Below are 22,407 nucleotides of genomic sequence, written 5' to 3' on the forward strand. Positions count from 1 at the left end.
TTGTCGCGCCCCTGGGGGCGGTTAAGCCGGGTCGTCGTCGTCGCGCTTCTTCTCCGCCTGTTGGGCTAGGAATCGCTCGAACTCGGCACCAAGTTCGTCGCCGCTGGGAAGGTCCTCGTCGCGCGTTAGTAACGACCTGTTTTCCTGAGCGTCGATGAACGCATCGTACTGGCGCTCGAGTGCGGCCACCACTTGAGCGACCTCGGCGCTCGCCTCGACCTGCTCGTCGATCTTGCCCCGGATCTCGGCCGCTGCCTCGGTCAGCGCCGACAGCGGGAGGTCCAGCGACCCGGTCTTGGCGACCTGCTCGAGCAGCGCTTGGGCGGCGGCGGGGTAGTCGGTCTGCGTCAGGTAGTGCGGAACGTGGACCGTGAAACCGACCACCTCATGCCCGTGCTGCGCCAACCGGTATTCCAGCAGGTTCGAGGCGCTGCCTGGGACCTGGATCTCCGAGATCCACGGCTGGAAATCGGTGATCAACTCGCGGTTGTTGGAGTGGGCGGTCAGCGTGATGGGCCGGGTATGCGGGACCGCCATCGGGACGGTGCCCAGGCCGATGGTCTGCCGCACGCCCAGCCGTTCGGCCAGCAGCCGCACCGCGGTGATGAAGCGCTCCCATTTGAGGTCCGGTTCCATCCCGGCGAGCAGCAGAAACGGCGTGCCGACGCTGTCACGCAGGGCGTACAGGCTTAGCTCCGGGTCGTCGTAGTTGGTGAAATGGTCGGTCTTGAAGGTCATCAGCGGACGGCGCGAGCGGTAGTCCAGCAGTTCGTCGATCGCGAAGGATGCGACCAGCTCGGTGTCCAGGGCCTCCTTCAGGTGGGTAGCGGCCAGCCGGATCGCGTGACCGGCGTCCGAGAAGCCCTCCAAAGCGTGTACCAGCACCGGGCCGCGACCGTCCGACGTCACCAACTGAGGCGCCGGGAACTCCAGCTCATACATGCCGGGTTGCCCTGGCTGGTAGTAGAGATCGTCGTCGTTCCGCTCGTTAGACATCGTGCCTCCTCCCGGGGGTTGCTCCAGGGTGCCCTAACCAGTGTCGCCCGAATCAACAGGCACCCTTAATCGAAACGGGATGACGCTTGAACGTAATCCGGATGGAACAATTCCGCCCGGATCGGTGTCTTTCAGCAAATCTACAACCGCGGCGCCAAGCGTCGAATTCCGCTTCCAACCCTCTGGTCGGGCATGATGGGCATCGATGCGCGTCCGGATGTTGCTGCTATGCCCACTGGTCGGCCTGGCGTCGTGCGGGCGCCCGGTGCTGCATGTGTCGTTGCCCACCACCAGTCAGGCACCGAAACCGACCAAGACGGTACAGCGACTCAGCCAGCCCGAGCCGGGCGCGGTTGCGGCCCCCGTGGATCCCGACCGGCGCGTGGGAGCGATCTTCCTGGACGGCAGCGCCCAGCACGTGTGCACGGGCTCGGTGCTGCATTCCGCGGCCGGCAACCTGGTGCTGACCGCCGCGCACTGCCTGGCCGGGGCTACCCAGATCACCTTCGTCCCCGGTCTGTCCGGGGATGCGGTACCGCCCGATCTCTGGACGGCCGACAACGTCTACCTGGATCCACGCTGGGTTGCTAGCAAGGACCCGCACGCCGACTACGCGATCGCACGGGTCAACAGCGACCATGGTGGTTCGGTGGAGGCGCGGGCCGGCTTGGCGCTGACCCTGGGCACCGCCCCGCCGCCCAGTAGCCGCGTCACCGTGGTGGGCTATCCCTCCGGCGTGGGCGGCTCGCCGATCGGCTGTCAGGGCAGCACGGCGGTCACCGACGGTGGATATCCCTCATTGGTGTGTCAGGGACTCGTCGGCGGCACCAGCGGCGCACCCTGGGTCAGCGGCACGACGGTCGTCGGGCTGATCGGTGGACTCGAACGCGGGGGATGCGCCGAGAACGTGTCCTACTCCGCGCCCTTCGACGATCACATCGCCCAGCTTCTGACCCGCGCGGAAGCCGGCGGCCCGGGTGATCCGATCCCGGTCGACTTGGACGACACCTGCTAGTCAGCGGCGGAACTGGTTGAGCGCGCGCACCTTGTTCATCACGTCCAGCGCCGCCACCTTGTACGCCTCGGAGAACGTCGGGTAGTTGAACACCGCGTCGACCAGGTATTCGACGGTGCCCCCGCACCCCATCACGGCCTGACCGATATGCACCATCTCGGTCGCGCTGGTGCCGAAGATGTGCACCCCGAGCAACTTGAGGTCTTCGGTGGACACCAGGAGCTTGAGCATGCCGTAGGAGTCGCCGGCGATCTGGCCGCGGGCCAGCTCCCGGTAGCGGGCCATGCCCACCTCGTAGGGGATCGCGTCCTTGGTCAGTTCCACCTCGGTGGCGCCGACGTAGGAGACCTCCGGAATCGAGTAGATGCCGATCGGCTGCAGATCGGTGATGCCGTCGCACGCTTCCCCGAATGCGTGGTAGGCGGCCAGGCGGCCCTGCTCCATCGAGGTCGCGGCCAGGGCCGGGAAGCCGATGACGTCGCCGACGGCGTAGATGTGGGGCACCTTGGTCTGGAAGAAGTCGTCGACGAAGATCCGGCCGCGGTTGTCGGCCTCGAGCTCCGCGTTGTGCAGATCGAGGTGGTCGGTCTGCCCCTGCCGCCCGGCGGAATACATCACCGTCTCGGCGGGAATCTGCTTGCCACTGGCCAGCGTGGTGACGGTGCCGGCCGAGCCGACGTCGACCGCGGTCACTTCCTCACCGAACCGGAACGTCACCGCCAGGTCGCGCAGGTGGAACTTCAGCGCCTCGATGACCTCGGGATCGCAGAAGTCCAACATGTCGCCGCGCTTTTCGACGACGGTGACCTTGGTGCCCAGCGCGGCGAACATCGACGCGTACTCGATACCGATCACCCCGGCGCCGACCACCACCATCGAGGTGGGCAGCGTCTTGAGATCGAGGATCCCGTCGGAGTCGAGTACGCGGTCTTCGTCGAACTCGACGCCGGACGGGCGGGCCGGCCGGGTTCCGGTCGCGATCACGATGTATTTACCACTGATGGTTAGCTTTTCGCGCCGGGACGGGTCTTCGACCTCGACGGTGTGCGGGTCGATGAATCGTCCGTGCCCGATCAGCAGGTCGATCCGGTTGCGCATCAGTTGATTACGGACGACGTCGACTTCCTTGCCGATCACGTGCTGGGTGCGGGCCAGCAGGTCGGCCGGAGTGATCTTTTCCTTCACGCGGTAGCTTGCGCCGTAGAGTTCGCGCTGGCTCATGCCGGTGAGGTAGAGCACCGCTTCGCGCAACGTCTTTGACGGGATCGTGCCGGTTTGCACGCACACGCCACCCAGCATCTGGCCGCGTTCGATGATCGCCACCGATTTGCCGAGTTTGGCCGAGGCGATGGCGGCCTTCTGGCCACCCGGCCCCGAGCCGATCACGACCATGTCGTATTCCTGCATCGATCCCATGAGATAGACGATAGAGCCCACAGTCGAGACTTTCTCCACAGACGATGGCTCAATTGCGTTGCGCGAGCGCGGTCTGACGGTGGCGGTCAGCAGCGTTGGGCCTCATGACACGGCATACACCCGATTTTGAACTGAACCGCCCCGGCGCACTGATCGCCGCGCTACCGGCCGTTCTCGGCTTCGTTCCAGAGAATTCATTGGTCTTGGTGTCGTTGGAACGCGGCGAGCTCGGCGCCGTGCTGCGCGTCGACCTCTCCGACGAGCTCGTCGGCCGGATCGGGCATCTGGCCGAGGTCACCGCCGCGGCGTCGCCCGAGGCGGTGATCGCAGTGATCGTCAACGACGAGGGCGCCGGCTGCCCGCAATGCAACGAGGAGTACCGGCAGCTGTGTGCGATGCTCGCAGAAGTGTTGTCGGAGAACAACATTGACCTGTTGGCGGCGCATGTGGTGGATCGGGTGGCCCGTGGCGGGCGCTGGCATTGCGTGGACGAGTGCGGCGCGAGCGGCGCGGTCGAGGATCCGTCCGCGTCACCCCTGGCCGCTGCCGCCGTGCTGGAAGGTCGGCGGCTGTATTCGCGTCGCGCCGACCTGCTGGCCGTGATGGCCGTCGAGGATGCGGCCCGCAGCGCCGCGCTGGCCGGCCTGCTGGACGAGCAGGCAGCCACCCGCGCGGCGGCGCATCGCGCCGATCCCGCGGGCTGCTGCCGTCGCGACGTGGAACGCGCGATGGCCGCGGCCGCTCGGGTGGCGGGCGGGCGCTCGCTGACCGACGACGAGCTGGCGGCGCTGGGCTGCGCGCTGGACGACGCGCAGGTGCGCGACACGTTGTACGCCCTCGCGGTGGGCGAGAAGGCCGCCGATGTCGAGACGTTGTGGGCGTCATTGGCACGCATCCTGCCCGCGCCGTGGCGGGTCGAAGCGCTGGTGTTGCTGGCGTTCAGCGCCTACGTCCGCGGGGATGGTCCCCTGGCGGGAGTCTCGCTGGAGGCGGCGCTGCGCTGCGATCCGGACCATCGGATGGCGGGCATGCTCGATACGGCGTTGCAGTCGGGTCTGCGGCCGGAACAGATCCGCGAACTCGCGGCGACCGGCTACCGGCTGGCTAAGCGGCTCGGGGTGCGGCTACCGCCGCGGCGGGCATCCGGCCGCTGTGCGGGGTAGCGGCGAGTCAGACTTTTTCGACCTTGACGGCGTGCGCCATCTCGTGCGGCAGGGTGACGTTCTCGTGTCCGGGTATCAGGATGGTGACCCCGGCGGGTCCGGTTTCCACGGTGACGCGCGCATTCGGCACCACACCGGCGTCTTTGAGGCGTGCGATCAGATCGATGTCACCCTGAACATGCTCGGTGAGCTGGCGGACGACGACTGCGACCGGCGATCCCGCCGGCAACTCGGTCAGCCGGACCAGATTGACGTCCTCGGCGCCGGAATTGGGGCCCACGCCGAGGTCCAGCAAACCGGGAATCGGGTTGCCGAACGGGGAGGTGGTGGGATTGTTGAGCACTTTGACCAGCCGACGCTCGACGTCCTCGCTCATCACGTGCTCCCACCGGCACGCCTCGGCGTGCACTTCTTCCCACGGGAGCCCGATGACGTCGACGAGCAGCCGCTCGGCGAGCCGGTGCTTGCGCATCACGGCGACGGCCAGGGCCCGGCCCTTGTCGGTGAGTTCCAGGTGCCGATCACCGGCCACGTGGAGCAGTCCGTCGCGCTCCATCCGGGAGACGGTCTGGCTGACGGTCGGACCGCTCTGGTCGAGCCGTTCGGCGATCCTGGCGCGCAGCGGCGTTACGCCCTCTTCCTCGAGGTCGTAGATGGTCCGCAGGTACATCTCGGTGGTATCAACCAGGTCGTTCATTCAGCACCCTCCATTGACGCCGAGTCTACTTGGCCAGCTGCCGAAATGGGCTTAACGCTTCCCCTCGGCAAGCAAGTATGCCCGCCGCGATTTCGCGGCGGGCATACTGTCGGCGCTACCTGGCGGGGTGGGGTGCCTCAGCTCGCGTACGAGCGCAGCCGATCGGCGCGCTCGCCGTTGCGCAGCTTGGCCATCACGTCGCGCTCGATCTGACGGACCCGCTCACGGGACAGACCGAACAGCTTGCCGATCTGATCCAGCGTTCGCGGCTGGCCGTCGTCGAGCCCGAAACGCAGCCGGATCACCTGGTGTTCGCGCTCGTCGAGAGTCGCCAGCACACTGCGGATGTCGGTGTGCAGCAACTCGGCGATCACCGCGTTCTCCGCGGACATCGCTTCGGCGTCCTCGATGAAATCGCCCAGCGGCGCTTCTTCTTCGGATCCGACGGGCATGTCCAGGCTTACCGGGTCGCGGCTGTGCTCGAGCAGATCGTTGATCTTCTCGACCGGGATTCCGGACTCGGTGGCCAGTTCCTCGTCGGTGGCTTCCCGGCCCAGGTTCTGGTGCATCTCCCGCTTGATCCGGGCCAGTTTGTTGACCTGCTCAACGAGGTGAACAGGCAGCCGGATAGTGCGGCTCTGGTCGGCCATCCCCCGGGTGATGGCCTGACGGATCCACCACGTGGCGTACGTCGAGAACTTGAATCCCTTTGTGTAGTCGAATTTTTCCATCGCGCGGATCAGTCCGAGGTTGCCCTCCTGAATCAGGTCGAGCAACGGCATCCCGCGGCCGGTGTAGCGCTTGGCCAGTGAGACCACCAGGCGCAGGTTCGCTTCCAGCAGGTGACGACGTGCCGCCTGGCCATCACGTACGACGACGGCAAGATCGCGTTTGCGGTTCTCGCCGAGACGCTTCCGCGTCGCGAGCAGATGCTCGGCATACAGTCCGGCCTCGATGCGCTTCGCCAGTTCGACTTCGTCGGCGGCGGTCAGCAACGCCGTCTTCCCGATGCCGTTCAGATATACGCGCACGAGGTCCGCTGCAGGGCTCTGAGCATCAAGATCGCTGGTGTCGATCCTGCCTGTGATGGCATTCGCCATGGCGGCCTCCCGATTGGCTTGTAGCTGTCATGGTGTTAAACGACAGATCAGCCTTGAGAGTTCCCGCGCCGCCGTCATCTCACACGCTTTGACGTGCACAAATGTGCCGACGACCTGAGAATGTCCTGAGAAGAGTGCTCGGAACCCGGTCAACCGGAACCGGCGCCGTAGCCGTGATCCGGGTGGTGGTCACGGCCCGGGTGGTATTCCGCGCCCGGCGAACCCGGTTGCGGCTGTGCGGGTCGCCGCGCCTCGAGTGCCGGTCGCTCGGCCGTCGGGAACAACGGAGTGCGCCGCGCCGCATCGTCGAACCGCCGAGGCTCGTCCTTGGCGCGAGGCGGCCGATCATTGGCGATCAGCACCGCCATCCAGGGCAACGGGATGGACGCCGCCACGATCGCCAGCGAGATCAGTCCGTTGTGCCAGGCGCCATAGGCGAAAGCGGCCAGCAGCAGCGCAGGAATGCGGAAAGCCATCAGCGTCAGATACTTACGCACCCGGGCGCGATGCTGTTCTTCATACGAAGGTTCGGCGGCGGTAATCAGCACCGGCCGGCCGTCGTCATCGAACCCCAAATCCGGGCCGCGCTTCATTCCTCCACTGTCCCACATCCGGCCGATTCCGGTCAGGGCGCCTCGGCAGGCACAATGTCAGGTATGCAGACCCAGACCATCGAACGCACCGACACCGACGAACGCGTCGACGACGGGACCGGCAGCGACACCCCCAAGTACTTCCATTACGTCAAGAAGGACAAGATCGCCGAGAGCGCGGTCATGGGTAACCACGTAGTCGCGTTGTGCGGTGAGGTTTTTCCCGTGACGCGGGCGGCCAAGCCGGGCTCACCGGTCTGCCCCGATTGCAAGAAGATCTACGAGCAGCTCAAGAAGGGCTGATCAGGTCGGCCGCTCGGCCGGCTCGCCGGAGCGGTCCTGGGTCGCCGGATTTGTCGTCATCGGATTCGACAGCGCCTCCGCCGTCCGTTTGAGTGCGGGCGAACGCGAAAACAACCAGTTGCGCAGCCGGTGGGCGTGCGTGCGGGGCGCGGGGAATTCCTCCTGGATCGCGGCATTGAGTTCGGCGCCGAGCATGATCGCGAAACCGCCGAAGAAGGCGAACAACAGGAACGCGATCGGCGTGGACAGCGCGCCGTAGGTGTAGCCCGTGCTGGTGATCCAGCGCAGGTAGATCCGCAGGCCCAGCGTCGCGATCACGAATACGGCGGTGGCCAGGACGGCGCCGTAGAGCAGGCGATGCGTCGGCAGGGGTTCCGGCAGTGACACCCGGTACAAAATGACGACGCCCAGGATCAGCCCGAGGATCAGTGCCGGGTAGTAGCCGTAGCGCAGCACGTTGGCCAGGGCGTCGGGGATGTGTTCGGCCACCGTGCGCGGACCCACCACGAGGACCGGCGCGGCCACGACCGCGCACACCAGCCCCACCACGTAGAGGAACAGCGCGAACAGCCGCTGGCGCACCGGATGGCGCAACGGTGTCTGGTCGTGCGCCTCGACCACGGAATCGACGAAGGCCGAGATCGCCGACGACCCCGCCCACAACGACAGCAGGAAGCCGAGCGAGACCACCTCACCGCGGGCGTGCGCGGTGATGTCACGAACGGTGGGCTCGATGATCTCGTTGACGACGCTGGACGAGAACAGACTATGGGCCGCCGAAATCGCACTCTTCTCGATGCTGGGCAACGCGTCCGGCCCGAACAGCGGAGCCACATAGGCCAGACTGCCCAGCATTCCCAACAGCAGTGGTGGCGTCGAGAGTGCTGACCAAAAGCCCGCCTGCGCGGACTCGGCAAAGATGGAGTCGTCCCAGCTTTTTCCGAGGGTCCTCAACGCGATTCGCCAAACGTGATGGCGTGACGGCCTTACGGTCTGATCGCTCATACCGGTCCAGCATTACCGATCAGCTCGCCCACACCTCACATTGTGAACGGGCGAGTTTCGCCGGACCTAGCTTCCGCTGACCTCCAGCACCGCGGCGAGTTCGACAAGCTTTGCCTCGTGCTCGTTAGCGTGATGCTGGCAGAAGAGAAGTTCGGCTCCCGAAGGCAGCTTGGCGCGTACGCGAGCCGCGGCACCGCAGCGGTCGCAGCGGTCAGCTCTAGTCAGCTCGGCGGTTGTCGTCAGAGTTGCGTTCATTGGCTTCTCCTTCTCGTTCATTCACTGTCTCAGACGTTCGGCGTTTTTGCGTTGTTCCCCGATCGTTATCGGGTGTGTCGTTTCTCACGGGCTGTAAACGTTTGGTTTCGTGGGTTCTTCTAGGGTTAACGACTGTGATGTTCGGTCCTGACCTGCTTGTACACCTGTGCGGAGCCGATGACTGGTCCGACGCGCGGAGCCGGGGAGAAATCCGCCCCGACACCGCCGCGGGTGCCGAGTTCATTCACCTCTCGGCGCCCGAGCAGGTCCATCTGCCGGCCAACCGGCTCTTCCGCGGTCGCCAGGATTTGGTGCTGCTGCACATCGACCCCGCGTTGCTGGACGCGCCCGTGCGGTGGGAGCCAGGTGTGCCAACGGATCCGGAGGCGATGCTGTTCCCGCATCTATACGGACCACTGCCCGTCGCGGCTGTGGCGCGGGTCACCGCCTACCCGCCGGCCGACGACGGCACGTTCGCGCCGATCGCGGGGCCTGGGGACGCGTCCGAGGGCTCCAGGTAGGCGTCGGCCTCGATCTCCACCAGCAGTTCGGGCGCGATCAGCGCCGAGACTTCGACCATGGTCGCCGCCGGCTTTATCTCCCCGAAGACCCGTGCGTGCACCGCCGCGACCTCGCGCCACCGGGAAATGTCGGTGACGTAGATCCGGGTGCGGACCACATCGGTCAGCGAGGCGCCGGCCTCGCGCAGTGCAATCTCGATGCGGCGCAAGGCTTCTTGGGCTTGCGCGGCGATGTCATCCGCGGACCCGATGCCGGTGGTGCCGGCGACCGCCACATAGGGACCTACTCGCACCGCACGCGAATAACCCACCGCCGCTTCGAAATCGGATCCTGACGAGACGAGCTTACGTGTGGCTGTCATGAGGCCACCGTAGCCCGCGCGCGAAGTCGCGCCGTTATGATCGCGAAAATACCTACCGGGCAAGCGATTCAGTTGCGGCGGATGCGGACTATGAGCATCGCGACCACGCAGAGTCCCAGTATCAACTCACACCAGAAGAAGGACAGGTAGTCGGTGAGCGCGCCAACGGCAGGCGCGTTGGGCATCGAGTTGCGCACTGCCGAAAACGAAAACAGAAGAACGCCGAGGAATGAGATGAGTGTGCCGTCGATCGGTCGATTGCTACGAATCTGATTGGCTACGAGCAGCATTGCCAGGATCGTCAACGTCCACATCAGCAAGATGATGAATACCGCGAAGATCCATGTCGAAGGCGCGCGTCCCACGCTGATCGTCAGGTCGTTGCCCTCGTTCGGCTCCCGCGGGGGATTGCCGATGCCGATGCTGTAGCCGTGCACCGACCCGCCGGCCAGCAGCACCGTCGGGACCGGGGCGCCGTCGGTGGTCAGGATGCGCACGCTGAAAAGCGATGTGTATCGGTCGAATGGGTACTGGCTGATGTCGCCGGTTTCGAGCGCGACGGGCAGCGTTTGCGATGTCATCAGCCCGCCCGCGGCAAACGATTCGTCAACCAAGCCCGCGCCTCCGACCGCGACGACCCGCACGTTCTTGGCCAAGAACACGACGTCCTGCGCGAAGCGGCCTCGCGGCTCGAATTGCAGCCCGACCACCAACTGGTCATCGGTGGGACTGATCTTTTGGATGTCGGCATGTATGCGGATGCCGTCGCTCAGGTTCGGGTCGCCATTGACGCCCGTCGCGTGGCCCGCCTTTTCGTAGGACACCGCCGTGATTGTCAGGACGGCCAGGAACGTGGCTACGGCGAGCAGTAAGAGCGGACGCCGGTTGTGCACCGCGGGAACATTTTTGAAGTCCTTGCCCACCGCCACGTCCACACCCTAAACGAGTGGACCCAGCCGAGCGGGTCGACACTTGAACGCCGGCTGAACAGCTAAGGGCTAGTCGAGGTAGTCGCGCAGGACCTGAGAACGGCTGGGGTGACGCAGCTTTGACATCGTCTTCGACTCGATCTGGCGAATGCGCTCACGAGTCACGCCGTAAACCTGGCCGATCTCGTCCAGAGTGCGCGGCTGGCCGTCGGTGAGCCCGAAGCGCAGCCGTACTACGCCGGCCTCACGCTCCGAGAGCGTCTCGAGCACCGACTGTAACTGGTCTTGCAGCAACGTGAACGACACCGCGTCGACGGCCACGACCGCTTCGCTGTCCTCGATGAAGTCGCCGAGCTGGCTGTCGCCCTCATCGCCGATGGTCTGGTCGAGCGAGATGGGCTCACGCGCGTACTGCTGGATCTCCAGCACCTTCTCCGGCGTGATGTCCATTTCCTTGGCCAGTTCCTCAGGCGTGGGCTCGCGGCCCAGATCCTGCAGCAGCTCGCGCTGAATGCGGCCCAGCTTGTTGATCACCTCGACCATGTGGACCGGGATGCGGATGGTGCGGGCCTGGTCGGCCATCGCGCGGGTGATCGCCTGCCGAATCCACCACGTGGCGTAGGTGGAGAACTTGTATCCCTTGGTGTAGTCGAACTTCTCCACCGCGCGGATCAGACCGAGGTTTCCTTCCTGGATCAGGTCGAGGAAGGCCATGCCGCGGCCCGTGTAGCGCTTGGCCAGCGAGACGACCAGTCGCAGGTTGGCTTCCAGCAGATGGTTTTTCGCGCGATCGCCGTCCCGGCAGATCCACATCATGTCGCGGCGCTGGGCGGCGGGTAGTTTGTCGCCGCGTTCGACCAGCTCGGCCATCAGTTGCGTGGCATACAGACCGGCTTCGATCCGCTTGGCGAGCTCGACCTCTTCCTCGGCGTTAAGCAGTGCCACCTTGCCGATTTGCTTGAGGTACGCGCGAACCGAGTCCGCGGACGCGGTGAGTTCGGCGTCCTTGCGCGCCTGCCGCAACGCCTCGGATTCGTCTTCGTCCCAGACGAAATCGCCGGACGCCTTGTCCTTTTCCGACGGCTCGGAAATATCCTCGTCCTCGTCGGCCGGCTTCTTGGCCACCGCCGGCTTCACGACGGTAACGACTTCCTCGGCGTCGTCGTCCGTGTCGCCGTCAGGGGCATCAGCGTCGCCGTCGTCGGCGACGACGTCCTCGAGGTCGTCCAGGACAAGGTCGGCTTCGATGTCGAGGTCCTCGCCCTCGAGGTCGGGCTCGCCGTCGAGTTCCTCGGCGCTCTCGTCGACGCCCTCGACGTTCTCGTCGTCGCCGGCGTCTTTGGCTGCGGCCTTGGTGCCGCGTCCGGCCGGCGCCTTGCCCGTGGCGGCCTTGGCGGGGGTGCGGGGCTTCTTCTCGATGGTCGCCTCGGTGTCGTCGGCGGGCTTGGTGGCCCGCGGTGCGGTCTTTGGTGCGCGTCTTGCCGGCGCGGAGCCGTTGGCGGCCTTTGCCGCGGGCCGCTTGGCGGGAGTCTTCGTGGCGGTGCGCTTCACCGGCTCATCGGTTGCCGGACTGGTCTTGGTCGCTGCCACTTACACCCCTTCGGTTGGACTCACTTTCGGTGGGTTTGGGCATGGCTAACCGAAAGTGTCTGCTATGTCGAATGTCGGCGTTGGTATCAGCGTGACTGCTCGCACGCTTTCTGTCGGGCGGCCGCCGTGGACCATTGTAACGACAGTGCGCGCTGGTACCGCCCTAGCGGGGAAAATTCAGTGCGTTACGTCCGCGGTCGAGGCCATCGCGGCACCCACGATTCCGGCGGTATTGAGCAATGCCGCGGCCACCACCGGGGTGCGGTTTTCGAGCAGCGGCACCCATTCGTCGGCCTTTCGGCTGATCCCACCGCCGGCGATGATCAGGTCGGGCCAGATCGCGTTTTCGATGGCGATCAGCACCCTGGTCACCTCTTTGGTCCACCGCCGGTAGCTCCACTTGTTCTTGTCTTTGACCGACGATGCCGCGCGTTTCTCGGCCTCTTTGCCGCCGACTTCGAGATGGCCGAATTCGGTGTTGGGTATCAGCTTCCCGTTGTGGATCAAAGCCGATCCGATGCCGGTTCCGAAGGTGAGCAACACGACCAGTCCGGAATTGCCCTTGCCGGCGCCGTAGCGCTCCTCGGCGAGCCCGGCCGCGTCGGCATCGTTGAGGACCGTGACTTCCTGGCCGTCCAACTTGGCGCTGATCACCTCGCGCGCGTTGGTCCCGATCCAGGCGCGGTCCACGTTGGCGGCGGTCTGGACGATGCCGTTGGTGACGACACCGGGGTAGGTCACGCCGAGCGGACCGGTCCAGCCGAATTCGTTGACGACCTTGGCGATGGTGTTGGCGACGGCCGACGGGGTGGCGGGTTGCGGCGTCAGCAGTTTGACCCGGTCGCCGATCAGCAGTCCGGTGTCCAGGTCGACGATTCCGCCTTTGATTCCGCTGCCGCCGACGTCGATGCCGAATCCACGACGCTGCGGCGTGCCGGAGGCTGCCTCGGTACCGGGTGCATCCGTGGCCGAGTCGGTGCTGGTCATCGAATCTCCTTGGCGAGATTTGGGATCGTTCACACCTTAGCTGGCGTCGCTGCGATTGCGGTCGGGCAATCCGTGCGGGGTGCCGCCGATCTGCGCCGCGGTGGCCGACTGTGTTGCGATGGACCAGTGACGCGATCCGAGCCCGCGCAGCTGCGCGCAGTAGCCGAAACGCTGGCCGCCGAGGCCGCCGAGTTCGTCAGGTCGCGCCGCGCCGAGGTATTCGGCGCGCACCCGGGCGGGACCGGCGGGACCGACACTGGTGTAGTGCGGTCCAAGAGCACACCGACCGATCCGGTCACGGTGGTCGACACCGAGACCGAACGGCTGCTGCGCGACCGGTTGGCCGAATTACGGCCTGGCGAACCGATTCTCGGGGAGGAGGGCGGCGGGCCGACCGAACGCGACGCAGCGTCCGACGACACGGTCACCTGGGTGCTCGACCCGATCGACGGCACGGTGAATTTCGTTTACGGCATCCCCGCCTATGCGGTCTCGGTCGGGGCGCAGATCGACGGCGTGTCGGTGGCCGGCGCGGTCGCCGACGTCGTCGGGGGCCGGGTCTATTCCGCGGCACAAGGCCTCGGCGCACACGTCATCGACGCGCAGGGGGCGCATCCGCTGCGGTGTGCCGACGTCGACGATCTGTCGATGGCCTTGTTGGGCACCGGGTTTGGGTATTCGGTCGGACGCCGCACCGCTCAGGCCGCGCTGTTGGCGAAGATGCTGCCGTTGGTGCGGGACGTGCGCCGCGTCGGGTCCGCGGCCCTGGACCTGTGCATGGTCGCGGCGGGGCGACTGGACGCCTACTACGAGCACGGACTGCAAGTGTGGGATCGCGCAGCGGGCGGGCTGATCGCGGCCGAGGCCGGGGCGCGGGTGTTGGTGCCCCTGCCGGACGGGCCGGTCGGCCCGCCTGGATCGGAAGCCGGGCTGGTGGTGGCCGCCGCACCCGGCATCGCCGACGCGCTGTTGGCGGCGCTGGAAAAATTCGACGGCCTAGCGCCGATCGCCGACTGAGTCAGCAGCTGCTGGCGTGAATCTTGGACAACAGCGAGGGATCTGACGATCCGGTGGCGCCGGGACGCAGACTGGCCAGTACCGAGTCGATGTCGTCGTTGTGGGCCAGCGCCGTGAATTCCGTGCCGATCGCGAGGTCGACGGAGTCGTCGGCGCGGTTGTCGTTGAACAGCTCGCTGCAGGGGGCGACCAGCCACACCGCGGCGGCGGTGGCCCCACCGGCCGTCCCGAACCGGATCTGGCTCTGGCAGTTCAGCCGGGCGCCGGCGTAGATCGGGTCGTTGGCCGCGGTCGGCTGCGCGAAGCCCAGATCCTTCATCGCACCGGCGACGTCGGCGGCCTGGCCGCCACGGCCGCTGGCGTTCAGCACGCGCACCTTGGTATCGGCCAGTTTGGCGGGCGGCACGTCGGCCATCGCACTGCGTGACATTTGCTCGCCGAGCTGGGCCGGCGCCGATCCGTTCGCCGGCTGCGGCGGCGGGTTGCACGTTTGCGCCTCGCGAACCTTCGCCGGTCGCGTCAGCGCCACCGTCCACGCGACGCCAGTCACTAACACCAGGAAAACGAGCACGAGAATCGCGGGTCGGGGGTTGCGTCGCCGAAACGGCCTACCGTGCTTGTCGAAGGCTGTACCCTCGGTGATTTGTGCGACCACAGCTGCACTCTAGCCGCACACTAAATCCACTGTTTGAAGACAAATACGAGGGTCAATTCGGGGGTGTGAGGTAAATCACAACCCATCCGACCGCCTTCCGGGCACGAATCGTTTGGTGGATGCGTTCGACGCTGGTACAAAGCGTTGCTTGAGGTAACGCAGGCATGTGAGGGGATTGGACGATGCCTACCGACTATGACGCTCCACGGCGCACCGAAACGGACGACGTTTCGGAGGACTCGCTGGAGGAGCTCAAGGCACGGCGGAACGAGGCCGCGTCGGCTGTTGTCGACGTGGACGAATCCGAGTCCGCCGAGAATTTCGAACTGCCTGGCGCTGACCTGTCCGGAGAGGAGCTATCGGTTCGGGTCATTCCGAAACAAGCCGACGAGTTCACCTGCTCGAGCTGCTTTTTGGTGCAACACCGCAGTCGACTTGCCAGCGAGAAGAACGGCGTGATGATCTGCACCGACTGCGCAGCCTGATAGCCGCACCTAGCGTGTCAGTGCCGACAGCACCCGCTCGGGGTGACGGCAGCTCACCATCCAGTACGGCGTCGGGTCGTCTGGGTCATCGAGGACCAGCAACACCATCGGTCCGATCCATGCGCGATGCAGGACGTACGCAGCGGGGTCGAGTTGACGTCCCAGCGCCGCCGACTTCGCCGTCGGCGCTATCTCCGCGGACCGGGCGATCACGGTGACCGGCAGGTGGGCTTCCCCGGCCCACAGCTGTGCCACACCGTCGGGGCCGCTTGGGCCGGCGGTGACCCGGATTTCGATGCGGCCCAGCCACAGCAGCGCGCCGATCGCCACGATGTACAGCACCACGAACGGCAGCCAGTCGGGGAGCGCCTTGACACCCAGATTGACCTCGACGGCGATCAACGTCGCCAGCGCGAAGGCCGGTGGCCACCACCACCACGGGACCCACAGCCGCTCGCGATATCGCACACTGTGCGGCGCGACGCGCGTACTCGACACGCGGTCAAGGGTAGTCTGTGGCCCCGTGTCAACCAGTCTGGCCTTGAAGTGAAAGTCGTCCGCCTCGACCCCGAGCTGCCGCTGCCCAGTCGTGCCCACGACGGCGACGCGGGGGTTGATCTGTTCAGCGCTGAAGACGTCACGCTGGGCCCGGGGCAACGCGCCCTGGTCCGCACCGGTCTGGCGGTCGCCGTCCCGTTCGGGATGGTCGGCCTGGTGCACCCCCGCTCGGGATTGGCTGCGCGGGTTGGACTTTCGATCGTCAACAGTCCAGGTACGATCGACGCGGGCTATCGCGGCGAGGTCAAGATTTCACTGATCAATCTCGACCCGGCCGAGCCGATCGTGGTGCACCGCGGCGATCGCATCGCCCAGTTGCTGGTGCAGCGGGTCGAGTTAGTCGAGCTGGTCGAGGTCGCGTCGTTCGACGAGGCCGGGCTGGCCGAAACATCCCGTGGCGATGGTGGTCACGGTTCCTCCGGCGGACATGCGAGTCTGTGATGCGCTGGCGACGATGCAGTGCGGGTATCTCCCGCTCGCGGGGGACGAAGCGATGAGGAGGAGCGGCGCCAATGGCTGCATTCGGTAAACGTTCAGGCAAGGACGACGACACCTCCGCCGCGCCGGCCGGCGACGACTTGCCCGAAGGGAATGTCGCTGCCGACCCGGTCGACGACGAGTTCGAGGACGAGCTGGAGGGTCCGTTCGATATCGACGACTTCGACGACCCGTCGGTCGCGGAGCTGGCCCGGCTCGATCTGGGTTCGGTGCTCATCCCGATGCCCGAAGCCGGCCAGCTGCAGGTCGAGCTGACCGAGACCGGCGTTCCGAGCGCGGTGTGGGTCGTCACGCCCAACGGCCGGTTCACGATCGCCGCTTACGCCGCGCCCAAGACGGGCGGCCTGTGGCGCGAGGTGGCCAGCGAGCTCGCCGACTCGCTGCGCAAGGACTCGGCCCAAGTCAGCATCAAGGATGGCCCGTGGGGCCGCGAGGTGGTCGGTACCGCGTCCGGGGTGGTGCGCTTCATCGGGGTCGACGGCTACCGCTGGATGATTCGCTGCGTCATCAACGGCCCGCACGAAACCATTGAGGCACTCGAGCAGGAGGCGCGTTCTGCGTTGGCGGACACCGTTGTTCGCCGCGGCGACACCCCACTGCCGGTGCGCACGCCGCTGGCCGTGAACCTTCCCGAGCCGATGGCCGAGCAACTGCGTCAGGCCGCCGTGCAGCAGGTCGAGGCGGCGCAGCAGGCCGCCGAACAAGCCGAGGCGCCAGCGCCGCCCAACGAGCCGGCGGCGCGCCGCAGCGCGGACGGATCCGCCATGCAGCAGCTGCGCACCACCGGCGGCTAGCCCGGCCCGACGTCTGGCCGATGTCTGGCCGATGTCTGGCCGATGTCTGGCCGATGTCTAAGTGTCGGCCAGCGCCGCCAGGCAGGCGGCCCCGAGCGCGGCGCTGTCCGCGCCGATCTGATCGAGCGTCACCGTCCGCAGGGCTGCGTGGGGCGCGGCGGCGACCCAGTCGACACCGGCCTGCAGGGGATGAATCGGATCGTCGACCGCGGCCGCCACGCCGAGCGGCGCGGCGAGCGTGTTGAGTTCGTCACAGCTGGGCGCGACATAGGCGGCCGCTTCGTCCATGGCGTCGGGCAGCAGCGGCCACTGGGCAAGCCAGGACCGGGTCAGCTCATCGGCCAGCCAGGTCGGGCTCGAGGCTCGCATCTGCGCGGTCGCGGCGGCCAGGCCCTCGGTGCGTAGCTGGGACGCCGAATACCGCGCGGCGAGCGCGGCCGGCGCCGACCCCGGCGGTCCCGCCCAGGCGGGCAGCGCGGCCAGCACGGCGACCGTTTGGCCTGGGTGTGCCAGTGCCCAGGCGGCCGCTACGGCAGCACCGATCGAGATTCCGCCTACGGCGATGGGGCCTTCGCGTGCGGCCTGGTCCAAGGCGGACAGGTAGCCGTCGACCAAACTTTCCGGCCGCGGCCGCGGGCAAACGAGCCGCGCGCCGGCATTGCGCAAGGGTCCGGAAAATGCCCGATCGACGTAAACGTCGTCGGACCCGGTTCCAGGCAACAGCACCGCCGTGACACCGCGCAGATCGACACCCACGCCCCGATACTGCCCGGCGCGCCGAACCTTCCAAAATCACCGTTTGATTCGGTTGGCGCAAGGGAACCAACAGGTCTACGGTGTCCGTTGGCATAGATGAAAGCACCGCAGCTTTTTCTCCAATTGTCAGGAGTGGCCATGGGGGCCCAAGGTTATTTGCGCCGCCTCACCCGTCGGTTGACGGAGGACCCGGAGCAACGCGATTCCGAGGAGTTGTCCGACGAGGTCGCCAGCACCGGTGCGCAGCGCGCGATCGATTGCGAACGCGGCCAAGAGGTCACGATGGTGGGCACGCTGCGTAGCGTGGAATGCAACGGCAAGGGTTGCGCGGGCGGCGTGAAGGCCGAACTGTTCGACGGCAGCGACACCGTCACCCTGGTCTGGTTGGGCCAGCGCCGGATCCCCGGCATCGATTCGGGACGCACTTTGCGGGTGAGCGGCCGGATGGGCAAGCTGGAGAACGGAACCAAGGCCATCTACAACCCGCATTACGAAATTCAGCGTTGACTCTGCCCGGCAACACGTCTCGCCGCATCAACCCAGAACGCCTGCTGAGCCAGCTGGGCGGGGTGAGCGGTCTCGTCTACTCGTCGCTGCCCGTCGTGGCCTTCGTGGCCTCGTCCAGCCTGCTGGGCCTGGTGCCCGCGATCGGGGTCGCGCTGGGACTGGCCGCACTCGTCTTGGTGTGGCGGCTGCTTCGCCGCGAATCCACGCAGCCGGCCTTCTCCGGGTTCATCGGAGTCGCGGTCTGCGCGCTGATCGCCTACGTCGTCGGAGCCTCCAAGGGGTACTTCCTGCTCGGCATCTGGATGTCGCTGGTGTGGGCCGTGGTCTTCGCGGTGTCCGTGGTGATCCGCCGGCCGCTGGTCGGCTACGCCTGGAGCTGGGCCACCGGTCGCGACCGCGCCTGGCGCGAGGTGTCCCGGGCCGTCTACGCGTTCGACATCGCCACGCTGTGCTGGACGCTGGTCTTCGCCGCCCGATTCGTGGTGCAGCGACTGCTCTACGACGCCGACCAGACCGGCTGGCTGGCGGCGGCGCGCCTCGGGATGGGCTGGCCGCTGACCGCGGCCGCCGCGGTGGTGACCTACGGGGCGATCAGGGCCGCGCAGCGCGCGATGGCCGGCGCCGATGCCGTCGGTCCGGCCGCCGTGCCGATCGACGCCGACACCGTCGGCGACTAGCTCTCGGGCGGCGCAGCCGCCGGCAGCACCAGCTTACGCAGGTCCTCTTCGACCTCGGTGACGGCGACGAAGAGCAACTCGTCGCCGCCTTCCAGTGGCTCGTCGGCTTCCGGGACGATCACGCGTGGCCCGCGCAGGATGGTCACCAGCGCGGCATCGCGGGGCAGCTCGAGCCGGCGGACCGGCTTGCCGCCCCAGGGCGTGTCGTCGGGCAGGGTGATCTCGACCAGGTTGGCCTGACCCCGGCGGAATTCCATCAGGCGCACCAAATCGCCCACGGCGACGGCTTCTTCGATCAGCGACGCCAGCATGCGCGGGGTGGACACCGCCACATCGACACCCCAGGCGTCGGTGAACAGCCATTCGTTGCGCGGGTCGTTGACCCGGGCCACCACCCGGGGCACCGCGAACTCGGTCTTGGCCAGCAGGGACAGCACAACGTTGGCTTTGTCGTCGCCGGTCGCGGCGACCACCACGTCGAAATCCTCGAGGTGGACCGATTCCAGCAGGCTCAGTTCGCAGGCGTCGCCGAGACGCCAGTGCGCGGCCGGGATCGCGTCGACGTCGACGTGGTCGGGGTTGCGTTCGATCAGGGTGATGTCGTGGTTGTTCTCGATCAGCTCGCGGGCGACCGAGCGGCCGACCGCCCCCGCCCCGGCGATAGCTACCTTCATGTGCGGCGCTCCTTAAGTCGCGGTCCGGCGGCCAGGGTCAATGCCCCGCCCCCGAATCGATGTCGTCGGCGGGCGGCAGGGCGGCGATCGCTACGGCCTCGGCTGCGCGGCCGGAGATCGCGGCGATGTAGACCTGATCGCCCGCCTGGATGACCGTCTTGGGCTCGGGCAGGATGCCGGTGCCGAACCGGATCAGAAACGCGACGCGAGCACCGGTGGCCTGCTCGAGATCGGTGGCGCGGCGACCCGCCCAGTCCTCGTGCAGGACGACCTCGGCGACGGCGACCGTGCCGGTGGGGTCGCGCCACTTGGCGGTCTCAGTGTCGCGGGTCAGCAGGCCGAGCAGCCGGTCGGTGGTCCATGGCACGGTGGCAATCGTGGGGATGCCGAGCCGTTCGTAGACCTCGGCGCGCTTGGCGTCGTAGATCCGGGCCACCACCCGGTGAACGCCAAACGTCTCGCGGGCCAACCGGGCCGAAATGATGTTGGAGTTGTCGCCGGAGGACACCGCGGCGAACGCGTCGGTCTCCTCGATGCGGGCCTTCAGCAGCACATCGCGGTCGAAGCCCTGGCCCAGCACCCGCTCGCCGGCGAACTCCGGGCTCAGCCGGTTGAATGCCGTGCTGTCGCGGTCGATCACGGCGACGTCGTGGCCAATTCGCGACAGCCCGTCGGCCAGCGAAGAGCCCACCCGGCCGCAGCCCATTACAACCACCCGCACGTCAGGTCCTTTCGGCTGGGTCGCGTTCCATCGGCAAACTTGTGTGGCCAGCCGATTTCCGTCGGGAACATTCTCGCCCACGGAACGCTACCGGCATGGCCCGTTGCGCTTACTCTTGGCTCTCGTGTCCAAACTTTCAACCGCAGCGCGCCGGTTGCTCATCGGGCGACCGCAACGCAGCGACCGGCTGAGCCACACCCTGCTGCCCAAACGCATCGCCTTGCCGGTGTTCGCCTCCGACGCACTGTCCTCGGTGGCGTATGCGCCCGAGGAAATCTTCTTGATGCTGTCGGTGGCCGGAGCGGCCGCCTACGCGCTGACGCCGTGGATCGGCCTCGCGGTCGCCGCGGTCATGTTGGTCGTGGTGGCCAGCTACCGGCAGAACGTTCACGCGTACCCGTCCGGCGGCGGTGACTACGAGGTGGTCACCACCAACCTGGGCGAGACGGCGGGCCTCGTCGTGGCCAGCGCGCTGATGGTGGATTATGTTCTCACCGTTGCTGTTTCGACCTCATCCGCGATGGCGAACATCGGTTCGGCGGTCCCGCTCGTGGCGCAGAACAAGGTGTGGTTCTGTGTGGCCGCCATCCTTTTGGTGATGGCGTTGAATTTGCGTGGGATCCGCGAGTCCGGGGTGGCTTTCGCGATCCCGACCTACGCATTCATCGTCGGGGTCGTCGTGATGATCGGGTGGGGGCTGATCCGGATTTTCGTGCTGGGCAATCCGCTGCGCGCCGAATCCGCCGCCTTCCAGATGCATGCCGAGCACGGCCAGATCGTCGGTTTCGCGTTTGCCTTCCTGCTGGCCCGCTCGTTCTCGTCCGGTTGCGCGGCGCTGACCGGTGTCGAGGCGATCAGCAATGGCGTGCCGGCGTTTCAGAAACCCAAGTCCCGCAACGCCGCAACGACGCTGCTGATGCTCGGCGCGATCGCGGTGACGCTGCTGATGGGCATCATCGTGCTGGCCCAGCAGATCCATGTGCAGCTGGTCGACGATCCCGCCACTCAGCTGACGGGTGCGCCGGCCGGCTACCTGCAGAAGACACTGGTGACCCAGCTCGCCGAGACGGTGTTCGGCAGCTTTCGAATCGGGTTCCTGCTCATCGCCACCGTGACGGCCCTGATCCTGGTGCTGGCGGCGAACACCGCGTTCAACGGGTTCCCGGTGCTCGGCTCGGTGCTGGCGCAGCACAGTTATCTGCCGCGCCAGCTGCACACCCGCGGTGACCGCTTGGCCTTCTCGAACGGGATCCTGTTTCTGTCGGCGGCGGCTCTGGCATTCGTCATCGCGTTCCGCGGCGAGGTCACCGCGCTGATCCAGCTCTACATCGTCGGCGTGTTCATATCGTTCACGCTGAGCCAAATCGGCATGGTCCGGCACTGGACTCGCCTGTTGCGCAACGAGACCGACCCCAAGGCGCGGGCCAAGATGAAGCGCTCGCGGGTGATCAACACGGTCGGTCTGCTATCCACCGGCGCGGTTCTGCTGGTGGTGCTGGTCACCAAATTCTTTGCCGGGGCTTGGATCGCGATCGTCGCGATGGGCGCGCTGTTCGTCATCATGAAGATGATCCGCAGACACTACGCTACCGTCTCCCGCGAACTGGAAGAGCAGGCCGCCGCCCAGCACGACGTGGTGCTGCCCAGCCGCAACCACGCTCTGGTGCTGGTGTCGAAGCTGCATCTACCGACCCTGCGCGCTCTGGCCTACGCGCGCGCCACCCGGCCCGATGTGCTCGAGGCCGTCACGGTCAGCGTAGACGACGCGGAAACCCGTGCGCTGGTGCATGATTGGGAGCACAGCGAGATCAGCGTGCCGCTGAAGGTCATCGCCTCGCCTTACCGCGACATCACCCGTCCGGTGCTCGATTACGTCAAGCGGGTCAGCAAGGACTCGCCGCGCACGGTGGTGACGGTCTTCATTCCCGAGTACGTCGTCGGCCACTGGTGGGAGCAGTTGCTACACAATCAAAGCGCGTTGCGACTCAAGGGCCGACTGCTGTTCATGCCAAACGTGATGGTGACTTCGGTTCCCTGGCAACTGAGTTCGTCGGAGCGACTCAAGACCCTGCAGCCGCACGCTGCTCCCGGTGACGCCCGCCGCGGAATCTTCGACTAAGCGGCCGACGAGGA

Annotated in this window: 27 protein-coding genes; 11 read left to right on the plus strand and 16 right to left on the minus strand. The window is 66.7% G+C overall.

What is annotated here, in order from left to right:
- Positions 1-21: 21 nt before the first annotated feature.
- Positions 22-996 carry a proteasome assembly chaperone family protein gene (locus MJO58_RS09850; RefSeq protein WP_090601313.1) on the minus strand — a complete coding sequence of 325 codons (975 nt, stop codon included), beginning with the start codon at positions 994-996 and terminating at the stop codon, positions 22-24.
- Positions 997-1,201: 205 nt separating this feature from the next.
- Between MJO58_RS09850 and MJO58_RS09855 the strand changes: the two genes are divergently transcribed.
- Positions 1,202-2,011, plus strand: coding sequence for a trypsin-like serine peptidase (locus MJO58_RS09855; protein WP_239722722.1), 810 nt, complete (start codon positions 1,202-1,204; stop codon positions 2,009-2,011).
- On the opposite strand, the gene sthA is transcribed toward MJO58_RS09855, so the two are convergent.
- On the minus strand, positions 2,012-3,418 hold the full coding sequence (gene sthA, locus MJO58_RS09860) for a Si-specific NAD(P)(+) transhydrogenase (protein WP_090608723.1): 1,407 nt from the start codon (positions 3,416-3,418) through the stop codon (positions 2,012-2,014). It abuts the gene before it with no gap.
- A 113-nt stretch (positions 3,419-3,531) separates the two neighbouring features.
- Between sthA and MJO58_RS09865 the strand changes: the two genes are divergently transcribed.
- On the plus strand, positions 3,532-4,590 hold the full coding sequence (locus MJO58_RS09865; protein WP_239722723.1) for a DUF4192 domain-containing protein: 1,059 nt from the start codon (positions 3,532-3,534) through the stop codon (positions 4,588-4,590).
- Between the two features lie 7 nt (positions 4,591-4,597).
- Here MJO58_RS09865 and MJO58_RS09870 read toward each other — a convergent pair whose 3' ends face one another.
- The 3 genes from MJO58_RS09870 to MJO58_RS09880 all read right to left on the minus strand — a co-directional run bounded on the left by MJO58_RS09870 (position 4,598) and on the right by MJO58_RS09880 (position 6,998).
- Positions 4,598-5,287 carry an iron-dependent transcriptional repressor DtxR gene (locus MJO58_RS09870; RefSeq protein WP_090601316.1) on the minus strand — a complete coding sequence of 230 codons (690 nt, stop codon included), beginning with the start codon at positions 5,285-5,287 and terminating at the stop codon, positions 4,598-4,600.
- A 137-nt stretch (positions 5,288-5,424) separates the two neighbouring features.
- A complete protein-coding gene (gene sigB / locus MJO58_RS09875) occupies positions 5,425-6,387 on the minus strand; it encodes a sigma-70 family RNA polymerase sigma factor SigB (protein WP_090601317.1) in 963 nt (320 codons plus the stop codon).
- A gap of 149 nt (positions 6,388-6,536) precedes the next feature.
- Entirely contained in the window at positions 6,537-6,998 is a 462-nt protein-coding gene (locus MJO58_RS09880) for a DUF3099 domain-containing protein (RefSeq protein ID WP_239722724.1), read from the minus strand.
- A 45-nt stretch (positions 6,999-7,043) separates the two neighbouring features.
- Here MJO58_RS09880 and MJO58_RS09885 point away from each other — a divergent pair, with 45 nt between their 5' ends.
- Positions 7,044-7,283, plus strand: a complete 240-nt coding sequence (locus MJO58_RS09885; RefSeq protein ID WP_096286390.1) for a DUF3039 domain-containing protein — start codon at positions 7,044-7,046, stop codon at positions 7,281-7,283.
- On the opposite strand, the gene MJO58_RS09890 is transcribed toward MJO58_RS09885, so the two are convergent.
- Positions 7,284-8,288, minus strand: coding sequence for a YihY/virulence factor BrkB family protein (locus tag MJO58_RS09890; protein WP_239722725.1), 1,005 nt, complete (start codon positions 8,286-8,288; stop codon positions 7,284-7,286).
- A gap of 66 nt (positions 8,289-8,354) precedes the next feature.
- Positions 8,355-8,543: a DUF7455 domain-containing protein gene (locus MJO58_RS09895; protein WP_090608725.1), complete on the minus strand. Its 189-nt coding sequence runs from the start codon at positions 8,541-8,543 to the stop codon at positions 8,355-8,357.
- 137 nt (positions 8,544-8,680) lie between these two features.
- On the opposite strand from MJO58_RS09895, the gene MJO58_RS09900 reads away from it, so the two are divergent.
- The gene (locus MJO58_RS09900) at positions 8,681-9,064 is read left to right on the plus strand and encodes a DUF952 domain-containing protein (RefSeq protein ID WP_239722726.1); all 384 of its coding nucleotides are present in this window, start codon (positions 8,681-8,683) and stop codon (positions 9,062-9,064) included.
- Here the strand turns inward: MJO58_RS09900 and MJO58_RS09905 are convergent.
- The 4 genes from MJO58_RS09905 to ppgK form a co-directional block, all read right to left on the minus strand.
- Positions 8,992-9,426: a RidA family protein gene (locus tag MJO58_RS09905; protein ID WP_239722727.1), complete on the minus strand. Its 435-nt coding sequence runs from the start codon at positions 9,424-9,426 to the stop codon at positions 8,992-8,994. The genes MJO58_RS09900 and MJO58_RS09905 overlap by 73 nt on opposite strands.
- Before the next feature lie 68 nt (positions 9,427-9,494).
- On the minus strand, positions 9,495-10,355 hold the full coding sequence (locus MJO58_RS09910) for a DUF8686 domain-containing protein (RefSeq protein ID WP_239722728.1): 861 nt from the start codon (positions 10,353-10,355) through the stop codon (positions 9,495-9,497).
- Between the two features lie 69 nt (positions 10,356-10,424).
- Positions 10,425-11,945 (minus strand): RNA polymerase sigma factor, encoded by a 1,521-nt coding sequence (locus tag MJO58_RS09915; RefSeq protein WP_239722729.1) that lies wholly within the window; start codon positions 11,943-11,945, stop codon positions 10,425-10,427.
- Between the two features lie 177 nt (positions 11,946-12,122).
- Positions 12,123-12,932 carry a polyphosphate--glucose phosphotransferase gene (ppgK, locus tag MJO58_RS09920; protein WP_090601325.1) on the minus strand — a complete coding sequence of 270 codons (810 nt, stop codon included), beginning with the start codon at positions 12,930-12,932 and terminating at the stop codon, positions 12,123-12,125.
- A 126-nt stretch (positions 12,933-13,058) separates the two neighbouring features.
- Between ppgK and MJO58_RS09925 the strand changes: the two genes are divergently transcribed.
- Entirely contained in the window at positions 13,059-13,949 is an 891-nt protein-coding gene (locus MJO58_RS09925) for an inositol monophosphatase family protein (protein ID WP_090601326.1), read from the plus strand.
- Position 13,950: 1 nt separating this feature from the next.
- Here the strand turns inward: MJO58_RS09925 and cei are convergent, their stop codons facing one another.
- Positions 13,951-14,604 (minus strand): envelope integrity protein Cei, encoded by a 654-nt coding sequence (gene cei, locus MJO58_RS09930; RefSeq protein WP_090601327.1) that lies wholly within the window; start codon positions 14,602-14,604, stop codon positions 13,951-13,953.
- Positions 14,605-14,786: 182 nt separating this feature from the next.
- Here cei and MJO58_RS09935 point away from each other — a divergent pair, with 182 nt between their 5' ends.
- Positions 14,787-15,089, plus strand: a complete 303-nt coding sequence (locus tag MJO58_RS09935) for a DUF4193 domain-containing protein (RefSeq protein ID WP_036468275.1) — start codon at positions 14,787-14,789, stop codon at positions 15,087-15,089.
- A 9-nt stretch (positions 15,090-15,098) separates the two neighbouring features.
- On the opposite strand, the gene MJO58_RS09940 is transcribed toward MJO58_RS09935, so the two are convergent.
- Entirely contained in the window at positions 15,099-15,587 is a 489-nt protein-coding gene (locus MJO58_RS09940) for a DUF3093 domain-containing protein (protein WP_090601328.1), read from the minus strand.
- A gap of 48 nt (positions 15,588-15,635) precedes the next feature.
- Here MJO58_RS09940 and dut point away from each other — a divergent pair, with 48 nt between their 5' ends.
- Both dut and MJO58_RS09950 read left to right on the plus strand, forming a co-directional pair.
- Positions 15,636-16,088, plus strand: a complete 453-nt coding sequence (gene dut / locus MJO58_RS09945; RefSeq protein WP_090601329.1) for a dUTP diphosphatase — start codon at positions 15,636-15,638, stop codon at positions 16,086-16,088.
- A gap of 71 nt (positions 16,089-16,159) precedes the next feature.
- Complete coding sequence (locus MJO58_RS09950; protein WP_090601330.1) at positions 16,160-16,939, plus strand: DUF3710 domain-containing protein; 780 nt, start codon at positions 16,160-16,162, stop codon at positions 16,937-16,939.
- A 57-nt stretch (positions 16,940-16,996) separates the two neighbouring features.
- Here MJO58_RS09950 and MJO58_RS09955 read toward each other — a convergent pair whose 3' ends face one another.
- Positions 16,997-17,695: a hypothetical protein gene (locus tag MJO58_RS09955; protein ID WP_090601331.1), complete on the minus strand. Its 699-nt coding sequence runs from the start codon at positions 17,693-17,695 to the stop codon at positions 16,997-16,999.
- 138 nt (positions 17,696-17,833) lie between these two features.
- Here MJO58_RS09955 and MJO58_RS09960 point away from each other — a divergent pair, with 138 nt between their 5' ends.
- A complete protein-coding gene (locus tag MJO58_RS09960) occupies positions 17,834-18,202 on the plus strand; it encodes an OB-fold nucleic acid binding domain-containing protein (RefSeq protein ID WP_036468284.1) in 369 nt (122 codons plus the stop codon).
- Complete coding sequence (locus MJO58_RS09965) at positions 18,199-18,879, plus strand: DUF3159 domain-containing protein (protein WP_239722730.1); 681 nt, start codon at positions 18,199-18,201, stop codon at positions 18,877-18,879. Before MJO58_RS09960 ends, MJO58_RS09965 begins: the two co-directional genes overlap by 4 nt.
- Here MJO58_RS09965 and MJO58_RS09970 read toward each other — a convergent pair.
- Positions 18,876-19,553, minus strand: a complete 678-nt coding sequence (locus tag MJO58_RS09970; protein ID WP_239722731.1) for a potassium channel family protein — start codon at positions 19,551-19,553, stop codon at positions 18,876-18,878. The two genes, MJO58_RS09965 and MJO58_RS09970, sit on opposite strands and share 4 nt — an antisense overlap.
- A 37-nt stretch (positions 19,554-19,590) precedes the next feature.
- The gene (locus MJO58_RS09975) at positions 19,591-20,274 is read right to left on the minus strand and encodes a potassium channel family protein (RefSeq protein ID WP_090601333.1); all 684 of its coding nucleotides are present in this window, start codon (positions 20,272-20,274) and stop codon (positions 19,591-19,593) included.
- Positions 20,275-20,398: 124 nt separating this feature from the next.
- On the opposite strand from MJO58_RS09975, the gene MJO58_RS09980 reads away from it, so the two are divergent.
- On the plus strand, positions 20,399-22,393 hold the full coding sequence (locus MJO58_RS09980) for an APC family permease (protein ID WP_090601334.1): 1,995 nt from the start codon (positions 20,399-20,401) through the stop codon (positions 22,391-22,393).
- Positions 22,394-22,407 lie beyond the last annotated feature (14 nt).

Source organism: Mycobacterium lentiflavum (assembly GCF_022374895.2).
GTDB lineage: Bacteria > Actinomycetota > Actinomycetes > Mycobacteriales > Mycobacteriaceae > Mycobacterium > Mycobacterium lentiflavum.